This is a genomic window from Agrobacterium salinitolerans (genome assembly GCF_002008225.1).
Taxonomy (GTDB): Bacteria; Pseudomonadota; Alphaproteobacteria; order Rhizobiales; family Rhizobiaceae; genus Agrobacterium; species Agrobacterium salinitolerans.
The window spans coordinates 948,182-965,599 of sequence record NZ_MRDH01000006.1 but is presented as its reverse complement, the minus strand read 5'-3'; the positions used below and the strand labels follow the sequence as shown (position 1 = coordinate 965,599).

Annotated in this window: 21 protein-coding genes and 1 riboswitch; of the genes, 10 read left to right on the top strand and 11 right to left on the bottom strand. The window is 60.3% G+C overall.

Annotated elements, in window-relative coordinates; all coding sequences use genetic code 11:
• Nucleotides 1–58 precede the first annotated feature (58 nt).
• Nucleotides 59–946, bottom strand: a complete 888-nt coding sequence (locus BS627_RS08865) for a LysR family transcriptional regulator (protein ID WP_077982733.1) — start codon at nucleotides 944–946, stop codon at nucleotides 59–61.
• A 96-nt stretch (nucleotides 947–1,042) separates the two neighbouring features.
• Here BS627_RS08865 and BS627_RS08860 point away from each other — a divergent pair, with 96 nt between their 5' ends.
• Nucleotides 1,043–1,585, top strand: coding sequence for a GNAT family N-acetyltransferase (locus tag BS627_RS08860; protein WP_077983015.1), 543 nt, complete (start codon nucleotides 1,043–1,045; stop codon nucleotides 1,583–1,585).
• Nucleotides 1,586–1,589: 4 nt separating this feature from the next.
• On the opposite strand, the gene BS627_RS08855 is transcribed toward BS627_RS08860, so the two are convergent.
• Nucleotides 1,590–1,934, bottom strand: a complete 345-nt coding sequence (locus BS627_RS08855; RefSeq protein WP_165691183.1) for a hypothetical protein — start codon at nucleotides 1,932–1,934, stop codon at nucleotides 1,590–1,592.
• 220 nt (nucleotides 1,935–2,154) lie between these two features.
• Between BS627_RS08855 and BS627_RS08850 the strand changes: the two genes are divergently transcribed.
• The 7 genes from BS627_RS08850 to BS627_RS08820 all read left to right on the top strand — a co-directional run bounded on the left by BS627_RS08850 (nucleotide 2,155) and on the right by BS627_RS08820 (nucleotide 7,174).
• Nucleotides 2,155–2,757, top strand: coding sequence for a superoxide dismutase (locus BS627_RS08850; RefSeq protein ID WP_077982731.1), 603 nt, complete (start codon nucleotides 2,155–2,157; stop codon nucleotides 2,755–2,757).
• Nucleotides 2,758–2,869: 112 nt separating this feature from the next.
• The gene (locus BS627_RS08845) at nucleotides 2,870–3,715 is read left to right on the top strand and encodes a metallophosphoesterase (protein ID WP_077982730.1); all 846 of its coding nucleotides are present in this window, start codon (nucleotides 2,870–2,872) and stop codon (nucleotides 3,713–3,715) included.
• A gap of 260 nt (nucleotides 3,716–3,975) precedes the next feature.
• Entirely contained in the window at nucleotides 3,976–4,410 is a 435-nt protein-coding gene (locus tag BS627_RS08840; protein WP_162520410.1) for a c-type cytochrome, read from the top strand.
• Between the two features lie 91 nt (nucleotides 4,411–4,501).
• On the top strand, nucleotides 4,502–5,422 hold the full coding sequence (locus BS627_RS08835; RefSeq protein WP_077982729.1) for a c-type cytochrome: 921 nt from the start codon (nucleotides 4,502–4,504) through the stop codon (nucleotides 5,420–5,422).
• Between the two features lie 138 nt (nucleotides 5,423–5,560).
• Nucleotides 5,561–5,789: riboswitch (cobalamin riboswitch) on the top strand.
• Between the two features lie 161 nt (nucleotides 5,790–5,950).
• Nucleotides 5,951–6,133, top strand: a complete 183-nt coding sequence (locus BS627_RS08830) for a CbtB domain-containing protein (RefSeq protein ID WP_010971223.1) — start codon at nucleotides 5,951–5,953, stop codon at nucleotides 6,131–6,133.
• 11 nt (nucleotides 6,134–6,144) lie between these two features.
• Entirely contained in the window at nucleotides 6,145–6,855 is a 711-nt protein-coding gene (locus BS627_RS08825) for a CbtA family protein (RefSeq protein WP_077982728.1), read from the top strand.
• A gap of 4 nt (nucleotides 6,856–6,859) precedes the next feature.
• On the top strand, nucleotides 6,860–7,174 hold the full coding sequence (locus BS627_RS08820) for a hypothetical protein (protein ID WP_077982727.1): 315 nt from the start codon (nucleotides 6,860–6,862) through the stop codon (nucleotides 7,172–7,174).
• An 85-nt stretch (nucleotides 7,175–7,259) separates the two neighbouring features.
• Here BS627_RS08820 and BS627_RS08815 read toward each other — a convergent pair whose 3' ends face one another.
• The 4 genes from BS627_RS08815 to BS627_RS24530 form a co-directional block, all read right to left on the bottom strand.
• Nucleotides 7,260–7,826 carry a type 1 glutamine amidotransferase family protein gene (locus BS627_RS08815; RefSeq protein ID WP_077982726.1) on the bottom strand — a complete coding sequence of 189 codons (567 nt, stop codon included), beginning with the start codon at nucleotides 7,824–7,826 and terminating at the stop codon, nucleotides 7,260–7,262.
• 21 nt (nucleotides 7,827–7,847) lie between these two features.
• The gene (locus BS627_RS08810; protein WP_077982725.1) at nucleotides 7,848–8,336 is read right to left on the bottom strand and encodes a GNAT family N-acetyltransferase; all 489 of its coding nucleotides are present in this window, start codon (nucleotides 8,334–8,336) and stop codon (nucleotides 7,848–7,850) included.
• Between the two features lie 203 nt (nucleotides 8,337–8,539).
• A complete protein-coding gene (locus tag BS627_RS08805) occupies nucleotides 8,540–8,953 on the bottom strand; it encodes a MerR family transcriptional regulator (RefSeq protein WP_077983013.1) in 414 nt (137 codons plus the stop codon).
• A 60-nt stretch (nucleotides 8,954–9,013) separates the two neighbouring features.
• The gene (locus tag BS627_RS24530) at nucleotides 9,014–9,361 is read right to left on the bottom strand and encodes a hypothetical protein (protein WP_165691182.1); all 348 of its coding nucleotides are present in this window, start codon (nucleotides 9,359–9,361) and stop codon (nucleotides 9,014–9,016) included.
• 129 nt (nucleotides 9,362–9,490) lie between these two features.
• Between BS627_RS24530 and dmeR the strand changes: the two genes are divergently transcribed.
• Together dmeR and dmeF are read left to right on the top strand one after the other, a co-directional pair.
• Nucleotides 9,491–9,763 (top strand): Ni(II)/Co(II)-sensing transcriptional repressor DmeR, encoded by a 273-nt coding sequence (gene dmeR / locus BS627_RS08795; RefSeq protein ID WP_077982723.1) that lies wholly within the window; start codon nucleotides 9,491–9,493, stop codon nucleotides 9,761–9,763.
• A gap of 77 nt (nucleotides 9,764–9,840) precedes the next feature.
• Nucleotides 9,841–10,830 (top strand): CDF family Co(II)/Ni(II) efflux transporter DmeF, encoded by a 990-nt coding sequence (gene dmeF, locus BS627_RS08790; RefSeq protein ID WP_077982722.1) that lies wholly within the window; start codon nucleotides 9,841–9,843, stop codon nucleotides 10,828–10,830.
• Nucleotides 10,831–10,840: 10 nt separating this feature from the next.
• Here dmeF and BS627_RS08785 read toward each other — a convergent pair whose 3' ends face one another.
• From BS627_RS08785 to BS627_RS08755, 5 genes are all read right to left on the bottom strand, one after another.
• A complete protein-coding gene (locus BS627_RS08785; RefSeq protein WP_077982721.1) occupies nucleotides 10,841–11,128 on the bottom strand; it encodes a hypothetical protein in 288 nt (95 codons plus the stop codon).
• Between the two features lie 288 nt (nucleotides 11,129–11,416).
• Nucleotides 11,417–12,535, bottom strand: a complete 1,119-nt coding sequence (locus tag BS627_RS08780) for a quaternary amine ABC transporter ATP-binding protein (RefSeq protein WP_077982720.1) — start codon at nucleotides 12,533–12,535, stop codon at nucleotides 11,417–11,419.
• On the bottom strand, nucleotides 12,528–13,436 hold the full coding sequence (locus BS627_RS08775; RefSeq protein ID WP_077982719.1) for an ABC transporter permease: 909 nt from the start codon (nucleotides 13,434–13,436) through the stop codon (nucleotides 12,528–12,530). Before BS627_RS08775 ends, BS627_RS08780 begins: the two co-directional genes overlap by 8 nt.
• Nucleotides 13,437–13,680: 244 nt before the next feature.
• Nucleotides 13,681–14,691 (bottom strand): ABC transporter substrate-binding protein, encoded by a 1,011-nt coding sequence (locus BS627_RS08765; protein WP_077982718.1) that lies wholly within the window; start codon nucleotides 14,689–14,691, stop codon nucleotides 13,681–13,683.
• Between the two features lie 494 nt (nucleotides 14,692–15,185).
• Nucleotides 15,186–17,285, bottom strand: a complete 2,100-nt coding sequence (locus BS627_RS08755) for a S9 family peptidase (RefSeq protein ID WP_077982717.1) — start codon at nucleotides 17,283–17,285, stop codon at nucleotides 15,186–15,188.
• Nucleotides 17,286–17,418 lie beyond the last annotated feature (133 nt).

Genomic DNA, 17,418 nt, shown 5'->3' with positions numbered 1-17,418 from the left:
GGTCCGTCATGACGGAAGAAGAGTATCATGAAGCCCGCGCCGGAGACCGGCGCGGGTTTCACCGTTTCCGCACATCCGGCAGCGCAGCGGCAAGCGCCCGCAGCGGCGCCGTCATGTGTTTGTCTCTCCGCATCGCCAGCGCGATCCGCCTTTCAAGCGGCGGTTCGAGCGAGCGGTGTCCGAGCCCGGACGCCGCATCTTCATGCTCCATCGCCATGCGCGGCACGATGGCAATGCCAAGGCCCGCGCCCGCCAGTTTCTTGATGGCCTCGACGCTGCCCAGTTCCATGGCGGGCTGCACGGTGCGGCCGCTCACCGAAAACCATTGATCCACCAGCCGGCGCGTATTGCCGCCCTCGTAAAGCAGAAGCGGCCGCGCCGAAAGCGTCTCGGCGTTGAGCACCGTTGCGTCAGAGACGGAACCTTGCGGGAAAACCGCGACGAGTTCGTCGAGATGGATGTCGCGAATATCGAGGCTGCGGCCACTGGCGGGCAGGGCCACCACCGCCGCATCGATGGTATTGGCCTCCAGAAGCCGGAGGATATCGTGGGTATTGCCGGTCTGCACAACGATCTCGATGCCGGGCATGGCCTGCCGGATTTTGCCCAGCACCGGCGGCAGCAGATAGATGCAGGCGGTGGCGCCCGTGCCGATACGCAGGCTTCCTGTCGCCCCGCTGCGGTGCGGCGCAACCGTCTCGATCGCATGCGCCACCTCTTCGGATATGCGCCTTGCATTGACGAGAAAATCCCGCCCCGCCGCCGTTGGCTGCGCCCGCCTGCCGACCCGCTCGATCAGCCGCACGCCCAGTTGTTTTTCCAGAAGCTTTATATGCAGGCTGACGGCTGGCTGCGTCAGCCCGGCCTTGTCGGCGGCGGCGGAAAAACTGCCGAGATCGGCCACATCCATGAAGCTGCGCAACTGCCGCAGGTCGAGGTCCATCATCAAAGAAAACCTTATCGTTTGTATAAGATAGATAATCTTTATTTTGGCTGCGTCGCAATGCACAATGAGGATGTGAATGATCCGCAGGACAAAAGAATGACCCTTTCCACCGTTTCCAGCCTTTTAATCCGCCCCTGTGATGAGGCGGATATTCCAGCCATCACCGAAATTTACCGGGATGCCGTCTTGCATGGCCGCGCCAGCTTCGAGATCGATCCGCCTGATGTGGAGACCATGGCCGAGCGTCGCCGCCTGCTGGTGGAGGGCAATTACCCCTATCTCGTCGCCGAACACGATGGAAAGGTAGCCGGGTACGCCTATGCCGGCGCCTACCGCGCCCGCCCGGCCTATGGCGCGACGCTCGAGGATTCCGTTTATATCGATCCGGCCATGAAGGGCATGGGCATCGGCCGCAAACTGCTCGATGCGCTGATTGCGGAAGCCACCGCGCGCGGCTTTCGGCAGATGATCGCCGTCATCGGCGACAGCGCCAATGCGGCTTCAGTCGGCGTGCATCGCGCTGCCGGTTTCGAACTTGTCGGCACGTTCAAGTCCATCGGCTGGAAACATGGCCAATGGCTGGATACGGTGCTGATGCAGCGCTCGCTGGGCGAGGGCGATACCACGCCGCGTTTCTGAACGATCAGGGTTTCGTGGAACCTGGGATTTCCACCTTCAGCGTGTCCCCGGCAAGCTCGCTACCCAGCTCCACGGCCTTGGTTTTCTTGTCGTAGACGCAGATATGGCTGACCGTCGCATCCGCACCCTTCGCTTTGCCGGTCAGGATGGCGAGACCGTAATTTTCGCTACCGACAGGATCGACCACCGCCTTGGCATCCTCGATCATGTCCTTCGCTCCGGCAAGGCAAGCTGTCTGCACATCCGCCACGAATTCCTTCCAGGCATCATCAGACGATGCGGCGGCCGGCAGAGCGAGGGAGGAGAGGGCGGCGGCGAGAATAAGAGGACGGATCAAAGCGCGGGTCATGGAATTTCCTTCCTGCAATCTCGGTAAAAGCGAACCGATAGGGTGGAAAACGGTACGCCGGGGTTGTGAAACAAATATGGTGGCTGCCGGTGCTGGAGGAATTTTCCCCTTTGGCGGAACATTTTGATATTTCACAGGTTGCCCAAATGGAGCTTCGCTCCTATGGTCCGCTCACACGGTTTCTAGGAGCGGTAACCCGCTGCAAAAAGGAGTAAAAACCATGGCCTTCGAACTTCCCGAACTCCCTTACGACTACGACGCGCTTGCACCCTACATGTCGCGCGAGACGCTCGAGTTCCATCACGACAAGCACCACAAGGCTTATGTCGACAACGGCAACAAGCTGGCTGCCGAAGCAGGTCTTTCCGACCTGTCGCTCGAAGAAGTCGTGAAGAAGTCCTTTGGCACCAATGCCGGTCTCTTCAACAACGCCGCGCAGCACTACAACCACGTCCATTTCTGGAAGTGGATGAAGAAGGACGGCGGCGGCAACAAGCTGCCGGGCAAGCTGGAACAGGCATTCGCCTCCGATCTCGGCGGCTACGACAAGTTCAAGGCAGATTTCATCGCTGCCGGCACCACGCAGTTCGGCTCCGGCTGGGCATGGCTCTCCGTCAAGAACGGCAAGCTTGAAATCTCCAAGACCCCGAACGGCGAAAACCCGCTGGTTCACGGTGCAGAGCCGATCCTCGGCGTCGACGTCTGGGAACATTCCTATTACATCGACTACCGCAACCTGCGTCCGAAGTACCTCGAAGCCTTCGTTGATAACCTCATCAACTGGGACTACGTCCTGGAGCGTTACGAAGCCGCTGCCAAGTAAGGCTTGGCGAACGGAATTTTTCAAACACCCGGCCTTTGTGCCGGGTGTTCTGTTTTTGGCATGTCGCGCGTTGTCACAAGCTTGTCATCCGCCGGGTTTATCGCGGCGCATCATGACTGAAAAAACCACGCCTCTCTTCTCCTTCGGCATTGTCGCCGATCCCCAATATGCCGATGCCGATCCGCGCCCGGAGATGGGTCGTTATTACGCCGAGAGCCCGAAAAAGCTCGCAGACGCGATCGACGCCTTCAACCGCGAGGAATTGGCCTTCGTGGTAACGCTCGGCGATATCATCGATCGCGGCTTCGACAATTTCGATGCGATCCTTGCCGTTTACGACGGGCTTCGACACCGCTCGGTCCTGCTGCCGGGCAATCACGATTTCGCCGTCGCCGCCGAGCATTTGCCGGCTATCCACGCCCGCCTCGGCATGTCCGCCCCCTGGCATGATTTTTCCATCGGTGATATCCGCTTCGTCGTGCTTGACGGCAACGAGGTCAGCCTGTTCGCCCCGCCGCCCGGCGATCCGCGACGGGCGCTTGCCGCAGACCGGCTGAAGCGCCTCAACGATGCGGGTGCCATCAATGCGCAGGACTGGAACGCCTCGCTTGGCGACGAGCAGTTCGAATGGCTGCGGGAGGTTTTGCAAAAGGCGGATGCGGCGGGCGAAAAAGTGATCGTTCTCTGCCATTATCCTGTCTATCCGGAAAACGCCCACAACATGTGGGACGCGCCGCGTATCCTTGAGCTTCTCGGCTCCCACCCGTCAGCCGTCGCATGGTTCAACGGCCATAATCACGAGGGCAATTACGGCCTGTTGGGCAATACCCACTTCGTGAATTTCAAGGGCATGGTCGATACGCCTGACCAGAACACCTTCGCCATTGCAGACGTCTTTGCCGACCGCATAGCGATCCGCGGTTTTGGGCGTGAGGAAGACCGCATTTTGGCCCTCTAAGCCGGGCCTCGGCTTCTCCAATCGGCAACTGCGTGGGGGAATACGCCGCGCCGCTTGCTTTCAGCCAATTATTCTCATTCAGCCTGCCGTCAGAGTGAGGCCCTGGAGCCGGGGGGTGACGTGCATTGTCACCTCGTCTTAGGCTTCTGTTTTCACGATGGAATTCACTGCAATGTGACTTCTTTTCGCCATCCGGAAAGGGCATCCTCGCGCCGTTCCATCTAGCGCCCGGTGTCCCGGCCGGAATCAAGGAGAGTTGCATGAAACTGAAAACCATCACGGCGGCCATGTTGTTCGGCTGTCTTTGCGCCGGAGCGGTCTACGCTGCCGGCGAAGTCGAAAAACGTGAAGGCATGATGAAGCAGATCGGTGGGGCGATGGGTTCGCTTGCCGCCATCTCCAAGGGTGAAAAGCCCTTTGACGCCGATACCGTCAAGACTGCCGTAACCACCATCGGCGCCAATGCCAAGGCTTTCCCGGACCAGTTCCCCGTGGGCTCAGAGACCGGCAGCGCGGCTGCTCCCGCCATCTGGGAAAACTTCGACGACTTCAAGGCCAAGGCCGCCAAGCTCGGCACGGATGCGGACATGGTTCTCGCCAATCTCCCCACCGATCAGGCCGGCGTCGCCACCGCCATGAAGACGCTCGGCGCCGATTGCGGCGCATGCCACCAGACTTATCGTCTGAAGAAGTAGTCGCAGCACTTTGAAAACGCCGCTTCCCGGCGGCGTTTTCTCAAGGCACGAAAGGCATCTGACCGGATCAGGTGAGAATGGGGAGAGGGGCATGTCCTCCATCTGGACGAAACTCGTCGGCGGGGCCGTCGTCGCGGCCATTGCGGGCTACGGCATTTTCGCCTGGGTTACCGCGCCGCAGCGGCAGGCGCCGAGCCATTGGGTGAGCCTGGGCGAACCGGATCTGGCCAATGGCGAAACGCTGTTCTGGGCGGGCGGCTGCGCAAGCTGTCATGCAGCACCCGACGCGAAGGGCGAGGCGCTGTTGACGCTTTCGGGCGGGCAGGCGCTGAAAAGCCCCTTCGGCACCTTTCACGTTCCCAATATTTCCTCTGATCCGCAGCACGGCATCGGCGGCTGGACGCTCGCGGAATTCGGCGATGCCATGACGCGCGGGGTGGGCAGGAACGGCGAACATCTCTATCCGTCCTTTCCCTACGCCTCCTATGCCCGCATGACGCAGAAGGACGTCAACGATCTCTTCGGCTATCTGAAAGCCCTGCCGGCCAGCCAGAACGATGCGCCGGATCACGAGTTGCCGTTCCCCTTCAATCTGCGCATGGTGCTGGGCGGCTGGAAATTCCTTTATTTTGACCCCTCGGCGCGGCCCCGCGTCGAGCTTGCCGATGCCAATGCCGAATTGCTGCGCGGCCAGTATCTGGTGGAGGGGCCGGGCCACTGCGGCGAATGCCACACGCCGCGCAACGCGCTTGGCGGTTTCCTGAAAGACAAGTGGTTGGCCGGCGGCCCCAATCCGGAAGGCGAGGGCCGCATTCCCGACATTACCCCCGGCTCGCAAAGCATCGGCAGCTGGGCCAAAGCGGATATAGCCAGCTATCTGGAAACCGGCTTCACCCCGGAATTCGACAGCGTCGGCGGCTCGATGGTCAAGGTGCAGCAGAATATGGCGCATCTGACGGCCGAAGACCGCGATGCGATTTCCGCCTATCTGAAAGCCATACCGGCGCGGTAGGGCCTGATACCTCTCCTCCGTCATCCTCGGGCTTGACCCGAGGATCCACCACCACGCCAGCCCATGGATCCTCGGGTCAAGCCCGAGGATGACGAACGAGAGGTGGGTAAGCGCCATTGACTCCCGGCCCCGCCCATCCGATAACATGTCCGTGATGGTTCCTTCCGGGCGTTCCGGAAGGTGAAAAGGGAACACGATAGGGAGAAATCCTCATTCGTGGCTGCCCCCGCAACTGTGAGCGGAGAGCCTGAAACGAAATGCCACTGGCAAGCCATCTCGCCTCCATTCAAAGGTGAGGGCGATGCCGGGAAGGTGTTTCAGGTTTTGACCCGTAAGCCAGGAGACCTGCCATCGCGGAAATATCCATGCCGGCGGGGTGTCCGGAAGAGCGGAATTTCAGGGTGGTGGCATCAATGCCTCCCTGTGTCAGTCTCGTATCCCCGTGGTGAAGTATATCGCATGCGGTCCTGCGGCTTTGCCGTTCGGCCGCATCTAAAGGCGCGGGGTCGCGCCGGGAGAGGGGTCACCATGTCCACCAACCTGAATACGGCCAATTCAGCCGTTTCCGTAAAAACAGCCAGCGTCGCGCAGTCGCTGACAGCGATCGTGCTTGGCCTGTTCGTCGTCGGTTTTGTCGGCTTTTCCCATGTGGAAGCCGTTCACAATGCCGCGCATGACACGCGCCATGCCAATGCCTTCCCCTGCCATTGAGGGGAAACGGCATGTCATCTTTTCGCAATATCGTCTTCACCGCCATTCTTGTCGGTATCCTTGGTGGCTTTGCCGTTTCCGCCATGCAGGCTTTTGGCACCACGCCGCTCATCCTTCAGGCGGAAACCTATGAAAGCGCCGGCGAAGCGTCCCACAGCCATGATGCGCCGGCGCCTGGCGTTGCGGCTCCCGCCCATGAGCACAATGACGAGGCCTGGGCGCCGGCCGATGGTTTCGAGCGCACGGCCTATACCGTCGCCGCCAATGTCTTGACCGCCATCGGTTATGCGCTGGTGCTGACCGGCCTCATGTCGCTGCGTGGTGCCGATACCGGCTGGCGTGAAGGCCTTCTCTGGGGCGTTGCGGGTTTTGCTGCCGTCATGCTGGCCCCGATGATCGGCCTGCCGCCGGAACTGCCGGGCAGCCCGGCCGCCGCCCTTGAGGCGCGCCAGATCTGGTGGCTCGCCACCGTTGCCGCAACCGCGGGCGGCATTGCGCTGATCGCGTTCCGCCGCGAACCGTGGGCAGCTCTGCTGGCGATGGTGCTGATCGTCGCGCCGCATGTGGTGGGCGCCCCCCTGCCGCCGGAAGGCGAACATGCGCTGGCGCCGCTGCCGCTGGAACGTCAGTTCATCGTTGCCGCCACCGTCACCAGCTTCGTCTTCTGGGCGCTGATCGGCACGTTGAGCGCGTTTTTCCTGAAGCGCTTCCAGCAGGCTTGAAACCATGCAGGACGCAGCGGAATGGAGTGAGGAACTCGATGCGCTGCGGTTTGCCGTTCCCGGCCACGGCGCTTTCTGCGCCGTGCATCGCCTTGCTTTCAAGGCGCTCCTCGGGGCAACTCCGGGGCGCGAGGCGGCTCTCTCCTGTTTTCATGAACACCAGGCTGCTTTTATCGCTGCTGCGCTCAGCAAGATAAAACGCTCGAATTTGCCCGCGGGTCGCAGCCTGCATCTGAACAGCCGCGACATTCGCCGTGCAATTGCCGGTGAGGTGGAGGACGTCACGCCCCGCGTTTGCCGGGTGCTTGATCGGGGGTAGTCATCGCCGTTCTCGCCTCCGTCATTCCGGCTCAAGGCCGGAATGACGGAGAGAACATGTTACGGACAGCAAAGGCCGGTACGCCTCACCGATGCTCTGCCGCAAAAACCTGAAGTTCCGCCTCGGCTTCCGGACCAAAGAGGCCGAGGTGTTTCAGGATTTCCACGGCGAAACTGACCGGCGCGCTGCCGGGTGCCGTGATGATGCCATCATCGCTGACCGCTTTCGGCTGGTCGAGATAATGCGCCTCACCGCGATAGGCCGGATAGGCCTTATGCGATGCCAGTGCATTGCCGGTATGGGCGACATCGTTCAGAACACCCGTGCCGCCGAGCGCACTTGCCGCCGCGCAGATGCCGGCCACCAGCCGATCCCTGTCGCGAAACCGGTGCACCAGCCCGCCAAGATCGACAGCCGTTCCCTTTTCCCAGCTGAGACCGCCGGGAATGACGAGCGCATCGATGTCAACGGGATCGAGCGCGTCATAGGATGTGTCCGGCGTCACCTTCAGCCCGCCCATCGAGGTCACGGGCCTGCCATCAGGCGTGGCGTGCACGATCTCGACACCGAGATAGCTGCGCGCTGCCGCCGTAAGCAGCGCCGGCTCCCAGTCGGCAAAATCCTGCGCGAGCGCAATGGCGATCCGTGTCATGACCGTCTCCGTGGGTTGAAATCAGGCGATGGACTGCATGTAGCGCATGCCGGTAACCGGCCGCGGCGCGAAATCCATGTTTTCGTAGAAACGATGTGCCGCCACATTGCCGGTCGTGGCGCTGACGGAAAGATAGTCGCAGCCGAGACGCTTGGCGATATCGCGGGCGCGGGAAACCAGATGCTGGCCGGTGCCATGGCCGCGATGGCCGTCACGCACGAAGAGATGATGCAGCTCCAGTCCGCGTCGGCCTTCCTGCGCCCTGTAGAGCGGCAGAAGCAGGGCGTAACCGATCAGCGCGCCATCGGCTTCGGCGACGAGACCATGCACCCAGGGCAGGGCGCCGAACAGGTCGCGCTCAAGCTTCGCCGGCGTGATCGCCGCCGCATCGCCATGGTAGGAGGCAAGCAGCGTGATCATCTCATTGAGTTCGGGCAGATCGGTCTTGCGCGCGCCGCGAATGATGACGACGGGCGGTCTTTCCAGTGTCAGGGAGCTATCTTCGGTCATTTTTTCGGTCCTTTGGTCTTATCGGTGCCGTCAGGACGTTTGAAAACAACAAAGCCGCCTGACGGCGGCTTGTTGACAATATGATCTGTCGAGCCGCCCTTAAAGGAAGGCCCAAAAATACGAGCAGGAGATGGGTGCGCGTTCGTTGATCATGGGGAATGCAATGCGCCCGAATCCATATTCTGTCAAGCCCGGTTTTCGGCTCAATGCTCACCCTCGCACATGCCATGGTTGGAAAGCGCGCGGATGACGTAGCAATCCTCGATCGAATGGCCGTGGCAATGGGAGACGATGCGTTCGAGCTCGTGTTCCAGCTTCTTCAGGCTGGCAATCTTCTCGCGCACGTCAGCAAGATGTTCGGCGGCGATGCGATCCGCACCCTCGCACGGCATTTCCCGGTGCTGACTGAGCGCGATAAGTTCGCGAATGGCATCAATGTTGAGGCCGAGATCGCGCGCATGGCGGATGAAGGTCAGCCTTTCGAGGTCGGATTTCTCGTAACGGCGCTGGTTTCCCTCCGAACGATCCGCCTCGCGGATGAGGCCCATCTGCTCGTAATAGCGGATCGTCGGCACCTTCACGCCGGTGCGTTTCGATAGTTCACCGATGGACAGCATGGCTTTCTCCATATCTCCAGTCTCTAGAGATATGGCTTTTTCGCGCCCGGTTCAATGGCCTCAAGTGGCGTCGTTGACGCCAAGAGCATGGGCCAGCGCCTTCAGAATCTGCGATTCGAGGCTTGCCATGTCCGGCTGGGCGGAAGCGGCCACGTCAGCATTGGCGCCAGTGGGGGCGGAAGCGCCGCTATCCATGTTCCAGAGAGCGGCGGCCAGGCTGGCGGAGGCACCGGCAAGCGGAGCGACAGCGGTGGCGACATTGCCTGCCACCGAAATGGCGCGATGGGCCGCCCGCGTCAGCTCCTGCAAAGCCTCGGTTGTGGACTGGCTCTCCCGGTTGTGCGCAGGCGCGATGCCGCGGACCGGAGAGGCGAAATTGATGCTGCTGGTTGCTGCGAGAGTCGTCATGACTGTGAGTCCCCTAGTTCTGATGGGGCATTTTTAAGGTCCGAAACATTCCCGAAGATTGCGTCATGCACGCCTTGTGCAAAAATTAGACGCAATATACTATACCCCCCTATAGTATATGAGGTGCATATGTCCCACACGATCCGCAACAAGGACAAGCTGCTGGCCCGCATCCGCCGCCTGAAAGGGCAGATGGAGGCGGTGGAGCGCGCATTGGACGAGGCCAAGCCCTGCGGTGAGGTGCTGCAATTGCTCGCCTCCGTGCGCGGCGCGCTTTCAGGCCTGACGGGGGAGGTGATGCAGGAGCACCTGCACGAACATGTCGTTCATGCCGAAAATGAAGATGAACGGGCGCGGGCGGCGGAAGAACTGGCCCAGGTGCTGAAGACCTACATCCGGTAGGTCGACGCAGGCCAGCGGAATGGAAAAGGCCGGCACAGCTGAGAAGCGCCGGTAGAGTCGAGAGAGGATTGAGCGACATGACGACGACTTCCGAGCCTTTCGCCACGGCGGAGCATCACCATATTTATCTTGGCCAGAATCACGAGCGCAATGAAAGGCGCGTCTGGATGGTCATTGCATTGACCACCGTCATGATGGTGGCGGAGATTGTCGCCGGTCACTGGTTCGGCTCCATGGCGCTGACGGCTGACGGATGGCACATGTCCACCCATGCGGGCGCAATGCTGATTTCGGCGCTCGCTTATCTCTATGCAAGGCGCGAGGCGCGCAATCCGCGCTTCAGCTTCGGTACCGGCAAGTTCGGCGATCTCGCCGGTTTCGCCAGCGCCGTCGTGCTCGCCGTGGTGGCGCTGCTGATCGCGGTTGAAAGTGGCTTGCGCCTCATCAGCCCCGTCCAGATCGATTTCAACCAGGCGATTCTCGTTGCCGTCATCGGACTTGTCGTCAATCTCGTCAGCGCCGTGCTGTTGAAGGATGACCATCACCACGATCATGGCCACGGGTCGCATGCCCATCATGACCATGGCAGCCATGCCCACCACGATCACGGTTCGCATGCGGAGCAGGGTGCAAAAGGCGGGCGGGACAATAATCTGCGCGCCGCCTATCTGCATGTGCTGGCGGATGCGCTGACCTCGGTCCTTGCCATCGTTGCACTGCTGCTCGGCAAGTGGAACGGCTGGAACTTTCTCGACCCGTTGATGGGTATCGTCGGTGGTCTGGTCATCGCCCGCTGGTCATGGGGGCTCATTCGTTCCACGGCAACGACGCTTGTCGATGCGGTGCCGCTGGCGGACGACCTGCCGCAGGAAATCCGTGAAAGTGTGGAAACGGAAGAAGATCGTATCACCGACCTGCATGTCTGGCAGGTAGGTCCCGGCCACCATGCGGCCATTGTGGCAATCCATTCGCGGGCGCCGAAAGCGCCGGCCTTTTATAAGCAGAAACTTGCCGCCATACATGAACTGTCGCATGTGACGGTGGAGGTCAGCCCGGCAAGGGCCTGATTGGAATCGCCTATTCGGTATATTCCGAATAGGCGCTGCGCACCCATTCAGCCTGGGCTTCCGCCGTGTCTTCGGCGGAGGCCGCGACCGTCTCCTGATAAGCGGGCGCGCTGCCATTGCCCACGGCCCAAAGAACATTGGCCAGAGACTGGGAAAGAATGGTGCTGGAAACGGTGGGGTTGCCGGGGCCGCGCTTCACGGCCTGCTCTTCCGGCGCACTTTGCGCGCTGCCAGCTTTTTCGATGTCGCGGATGCGACCCTGATAATTATATCCGCCAATATTGCTTTCGATCTGCATGTCGATGATTCCGCGTTCAAAAGTTAACGAATGGTTAACGGCGGCAACTTGTCCGAAGCTTGCGCTTGCTGCGTTGCAGCGATCGCCGAGGGTTGACAGCCGGCGAAGTAGTGCTTCGTTTTTGCATGGAGGGGGCGGGGCGTGCGAGGATGCAGCAGCCGTTTATATGCGAGACGAGGCAGGATCGCATGGGTGCCGAAAGGCCTGCCTCACACACCACGTCATCCTCGCCTCAAGGGCGAGGATGACGTGGAGAGTTTTAGAACTTTATAGACAGGATCAAGCGGATCACACCGTTTCCTTCTGCACCGGAGCAACGGGCTCCGGTACCTTCTCCGGTTTATCCGTCGCCTTCACCTCCACCTCAACCGTCGCCACCGTCTCCTGCTGCGCAGGCGTCACCATGGCGGCCACCAGCGTGTCGAGACCGATGCTGCCGACCGGCTTGCCGTCCTCATCCACCACATGGGCCTGGGTTTCATTGGCCTCGGACATGTCGCGGGCAATGGTTTCCAGCGTCGCGTTCTCAGGCACGGACATGCCTTCCGGCTTGCTGTCCAGCGGCTCCATCACCGTGGTCGCCTGCAGCACGCGGCCGCGATTGACGTCGCGCACGAAGTCGGTGACGTAACCATCGGCCGGTGAAAGGATGATGCTCTGGCCGTCGCCCTGCTGCACCACTTCGCCGTCTTTCAGGATGGCAATGTGGTCGCCGAGCCGCAGAGCCTCGTCCAGATCATGGGTGATGAACACCACGGTCTTCTTCAGCTCCTGTTGCAGATCGAGCAGCATCGTCTGCATATCGACGCGGATCAGCGGATCTAGCGCCGAATAGGCTTCGTCCATCAGGAGAATATCGGCGTCATTGGCAAGCGCGCGGGCAAGGCCGACACGCTGTTGCATGCCACCGGAAAGCTGGTTCGGATAATAATCCTCGTAGCCGTCAAGGCCGACACGATTGAGCCAGTAACGGCCTTTCTCTTCGCTCTCCTTGCGCGGCATGCCCTGGATGTCCAGGCCGTAAACGCTGTTTTCCAGCACTGTGCGGTGCGGCAGCAGGCCGAATTTCTGGAACACCATCGCCGTCTTGTGGCGGCGGAATTTCCGGAGCGCCGACGTGCTCATGCCGCAAATGTCTTCGCCGTCGTAGAGAACCTCACCGGCGGTCGGGTCGATCAGCCGGTTGATGTGGCGGATCAGCGTCGACTTGCCGGAACCGGAAAGCCCCATGACGACGGTGATCTTGCCGCCCGGCATGGTGATGTTGATGTTATTGAGACCGAGTACGTGGTTGTGTTTGTCGTTCAGCTCGACCTTGTCCATGCCTCTTCGTACCGCTTCGAGATATTTCTCGGGATGCTTGCCGAAGATCTTGTAAAGGTTGCGGATTTCGATGCTTTTAGCCATGGGAGACCTCGCGGTATTTCTGCAGGCGTTTGCCGAAAGCCTGGCTCGCCCGGTCGAACATGATGGCGATGGCGACCAGAGCGAAACCGTTCAGGAAACCTACCGTGAAGAACTGGTTGTTGATGGCCTGCAGCACGTTCTTGCCGAGCCCGCCGACACCGACCATGGAGGCGACGACGACCATGGCGAGCGCCATCATGATAGTCTGGTTGATGCCGGTCATGATGGTGGGCAACGCCAGCGGCAGCTGCACATTGAACAGCTTCTGGCGGTTGGAGGAGCCGAAGGCGTCCGCCGCTTCCAGCACTTCCCGGTCCACCAGGCGAATGCCGAGGCTGGTCAGGCGGATGACGGGCGGAATGGCGTAGATCACCACTGCGATCAGGCCCGGAACCTTGCCGATGCCGAATATCACCACCACGGGGATGAGATAAACGAAGCTCGGCATGGTCTGCATCACGTCCAGCACGGGGTTGATGAGGCGCTGAAGGCGTTCCGAGCGTCCCATCAGGATGCCGAGCGGCAGGCCGATGACGATGGCGATCAGGGTGGCGATGGCGACGATGGACAGCGTTGTCATCGCGTCGCGCCAGAGGCCCACTGCGCCGATCATCAGCAGCGACGCCGCGGTACCGGCGGTGATCTTGATGCTGCGACCGGCGAAATGCACAATGGCAAGAATGACCAGCATGGTGATGATCCACGGGGTCTGAATAAACAGCCGCTCCGAGGAATTGAGGAAGAGTTGCAGCGGATGCACGACGACGTCGATTGCATCGCCGTAATTGCGCACGAGATCGCGAAAGCCGTCATCGATGGTCTTGCGTGCCACACGCATGGTTGAATTGTCGATGGCGGGGAACTTGCAGAGCATGTCCGGCAAGTAATTGCAGAGGGCCATTATTGTTGTTTTCCCTATGGGTTTTGGGGGATGGGTGGTGGAGGTTGGAGTGCGCGGGCACCCCCCTCTGTCCTGCCGGACATCTCCCCCTCAAGGGGGGAGATCGATCTGCGGCAAGGTCTCGCCCATCTCGATGGTTGAGGATGAAGCGGTGAAAGCGCACCCAGCCGATCTCCCCCCCTTGAGGGGGAGATGCCCGGCAGGGCAGAGGGGGGTAAGCGGCTTGCGCCAACCCCGCCAGCAATCACATCGAAGCCTTGATCTTCTCGACCACCTCGGCCGGCACCCACTTTGTCCAGATGTCCTCATGGTTCTCGAGGAAATATTCCGCGCCGTCCTCGTTGGTGCCCTGGTTCTCATCCATCCAGGCGAGGATTTCGGCCACGGTCTTGTTGTCCCAGCTGCGGGCCTTGATGTAGTCCAGCGTCACGCCGGCCTTGCTTTCGAAGTCCTTGGTGATGACGGTATAGACATCGGCCACCGGATAGGCGTTGACCTTGGGGTCGGCGCAGTCGACCTTCGCCGTGCATTCGTCGAAATGGGCGCGGTCTAGTTCGACGCCATCGTCCAGCTTCACCATTTCGTATTTGCCGAGAATGGCGGTGGGCGACCAATAATAGCCGAGCCAGCCCTGCTTCTTTTCAAACGCATTGGCAATGGAGCCGTCAAGGCCGGCGGCCGAACCGGTGTCGACCAGCGTGAAGCCCTTCTTGTCGCCTTCGCGCGCCTTGTAGAGATTGGCGGTCGTCACCTGGCAGTTCCAGCCGGAGGGGCAATTATGCACGGCGCCCTTGCTGGCGTCTTCAGGCGCCGGGAACAGTTCGGGATGTTTCAGAGCATCCTCGACGGTCTTGATGTCGGGGTGTTCGTCGGCGATGAATTTCGGGATCCACCAGCCTTCGATACCGCCATCGGTGAGAATTTTCGAGGCTTCGATCAGCCGGCCTTCCTTGACGGCGGCATTAAGCGGCTCGCGCACGGCATTGACCCACAATTCGGGCGCCATGTCCGGCTGGCCCTTTTCGTTCATGGAAGCGAAGGTCGGCATGGTGTCGCCGCTGACGACATTGACCGTGCAGTCATAGCCGTTTTCCATGATGAACTTGTCGACATAAGCCGCGACGCCGGCGGATGCCCAGTTCATTTCGGCGATGGTGACGCTGCCGCACTCTTCGGCGGCATTGGCGGAATTTGCTGCACCGGCAGCGATGGTAAAGCCCGTTACGAGAATGGTCGAGGCTAGGAGTTTCTTCATGGTGTAAGACCCCCAAGTCTGATGCAGTGTTTTCAGTTGGCAAAGCGGGAGCACTGCAAAGCCCGGATTGCCAAGGGCGAACTGACATAGCGCGTGAAAAAGCCGAAAATTGACGGCAAGAAGAATAACCGCAGAACACGCTGCGGAATTGCCGCAAGAACAACGGCGAAAATGCGCATGAATATGTCAACGGTCGGCATAATACGGCCAAAAAGTGATATTGCAACGCAAAATGGCGCATCGCAGCCATGCGTTCGATTTTTGGAGCGTTTTTTATTTGGTGTAATACATGGAATATATTCTAATTTTTTAGAAATATATTACATATTTCAGTATGGCGAAATAAAAATCCCGGTGGAATCAAGTCGGAATTCAAGGAGAAAATAAAGTCGCGATTTTGTGGAAAAAATATTCGGAAAGAGGGTTTGTGAAGGTATTTTTATGCTGTTTCGGTGCGGGCGGCGGCCCTGTCGCCGCCCGACCACGATCAGATGTCAAACAGCGTCCTTGCCGGCCACCTTCAGCGCAAAGGCATATTCGAAGGCGATTTCCTCCAGCCGCTGGAAACGCCCGGACTTGCCGCCATGGCCTGCCGCCATGTTGGTCTTTAGCAGGATGGGCGCTTCCCCTATCGTCTTTTCGCGCAGCTTCGCTACCCATTTGGTCGGTTCCCAATAGGTCACGCGCGGATCGGTGAGACCGGAAAGCGCGAGAATTGGCGGGTAGGGCTTAGCACCCACATTGTCATAGGGGCTGTAGGCGGCGATCCAGCCATATTCCTCCGCCGATTCCAGTGGGTTGCCCCATTCCGGCCATTCCGGCGGTGTCAGCGGCAAAGTGTCATCGAGCATGGTGGTCAGCACGTCCACGAAGGGAACGGCGGCGATGATGCCGGCGAATTTTTCCGGCGCCATATTGGCGACCGCCCCCATCAGCATGCCGCCGGCCGAACCGCCTTCAGCGACGATGCCCTGATAGGAGGTGAAACCTTCCTGAACGAGATGATCGGCAGCGGCGATGAAATCCTTGAAGGTGTTCTGTTTGGCTTCCATCTTGCCGGTTTCGTACCATTCGAAACCCTTGTCCTTGCCGCCGCGAATATGGGCGATGGCATAGATGAAACCACGGTCGGCGAGCGACAGCGTCGTGGTGGAGAAGGAGGCGGGGATGGTGATGCCGTAAGCGCCATATCCGTAGAGCAGGCAGGGGGCGGAACCGTTAAGCGCCACATCCTTGCGATAGAGCAGGGACACCGGCACCAGTTCGCCGTCATGGGCAGGCGCCATGATACGGCGGGTGATGTAATCGTCCGGATTGTGGCCGGAAGGCACTTCCTGCGTCTTCAGCAGCGTGCGCTCGCGGGTCACCATGTCGTAGTCGAACAGCTGGCTCGGCGTTGTCATCGAGGAATAGGAGAAGCGGATGACATCGGTGTCATATTCCGCCGCGCCATGCAGGCCAAGCGAATAGGCTTCCTCGGCAAAGGCGATGGAATGTTCCTCGCCCGTGCGGCGATCGCGGATGACGATGCGCGGCAGGCCGTCGCGGCGTTCCAACCAGATCAGGTGGCGGGCATAGGCGTCGACGGAGAGGATGAGGCGGCCCGGCTCGTGGGGCACGACTTCTTTCCAGTTTTCCTTGCCGGGTGCGGTGACGGGCGCTTCCACGATGCGGAAATCCTTGGCGTCGCCGTCATTGGTGAGGATGAAGAACACATCGCCGCCTTCGCACATCGAATATTCGACGCCCTCTTCGCGCTCCGCCACGACAGCAGGCTCGGCGGTCAGGTCTTTCGTGGAGAGAATGCGATATTCGCTGGTCTCATGGTCGTGAATGTCGATGAAGATGAAATCGTCGAGCACGGATGCGCCGACACCCATGAAGAAGCCGGGATCCTTTTCCTCATAGACCAGCCGGTCGGCCGATTGCGGCTCGCCGATGATGTGATGGAAGACCTTGGAGGGGCGGTGGTTCTCGTCCTGCAGCGTATAAAAGAAGCTCTTGCCGTCGGGTGCCCATGCCCCGCCGCCGCCGGTATTTTCGACGACGTCGGCAAGGTCCTCGCCGGTCTCGAGGTTGCGGATGCGCAGGGTGAAATATTCCGAGCCCTTGTCATCGTAACCCCAGATACCGTGGCTATGATCGGAAGACTGGTCGAGACCGGCAAGACGGAAATAATCCTTGCCCTCCGCTTCCTTGTCGCCGTTCAGCAGCACATGTTTTTCGCCGCCGCCGCGCGGGGTGCGGAAATAATGCGGCTGCTCGCCGCCGGTCACGAACAGGGTGCCATAGGCGTAAGGACCGTCATTGACCGGAACGGAGGAATCGTCCTGCTTGATACGGCCTTTCATTTCCTCGAACAGCTTTTCCTGAAGCGCCTTCGTGTCCCCCATGGCCGCTTCCATATAGGCGTTCTCGGCCTCCAGATGGGTACGGATGGCGGGGTCGAGCAGGGTAGGGTCCTTGAACATGGCCTGCCAGTTATCGGCCCGGAACCAGGCGTAATCGTCGGTGCGGGTAATGCCGTGATGCGTATCCTGAACGGGCCTTTTTTCGGCGGTCGGGGCGGCGGGCAGGTTCTTGAAAATCGGCAAGGGAAACTCGCTTTCCTGTAAAAAATCTTGGGCGGCACCAAGATGTAGAGCGGGCCTTGCGGCCGATCAAGTTTCAAATCTCCACAGGCGGAATGCGGCTCGGGCACAATTTCGTCAGCTTTCGATCACATTC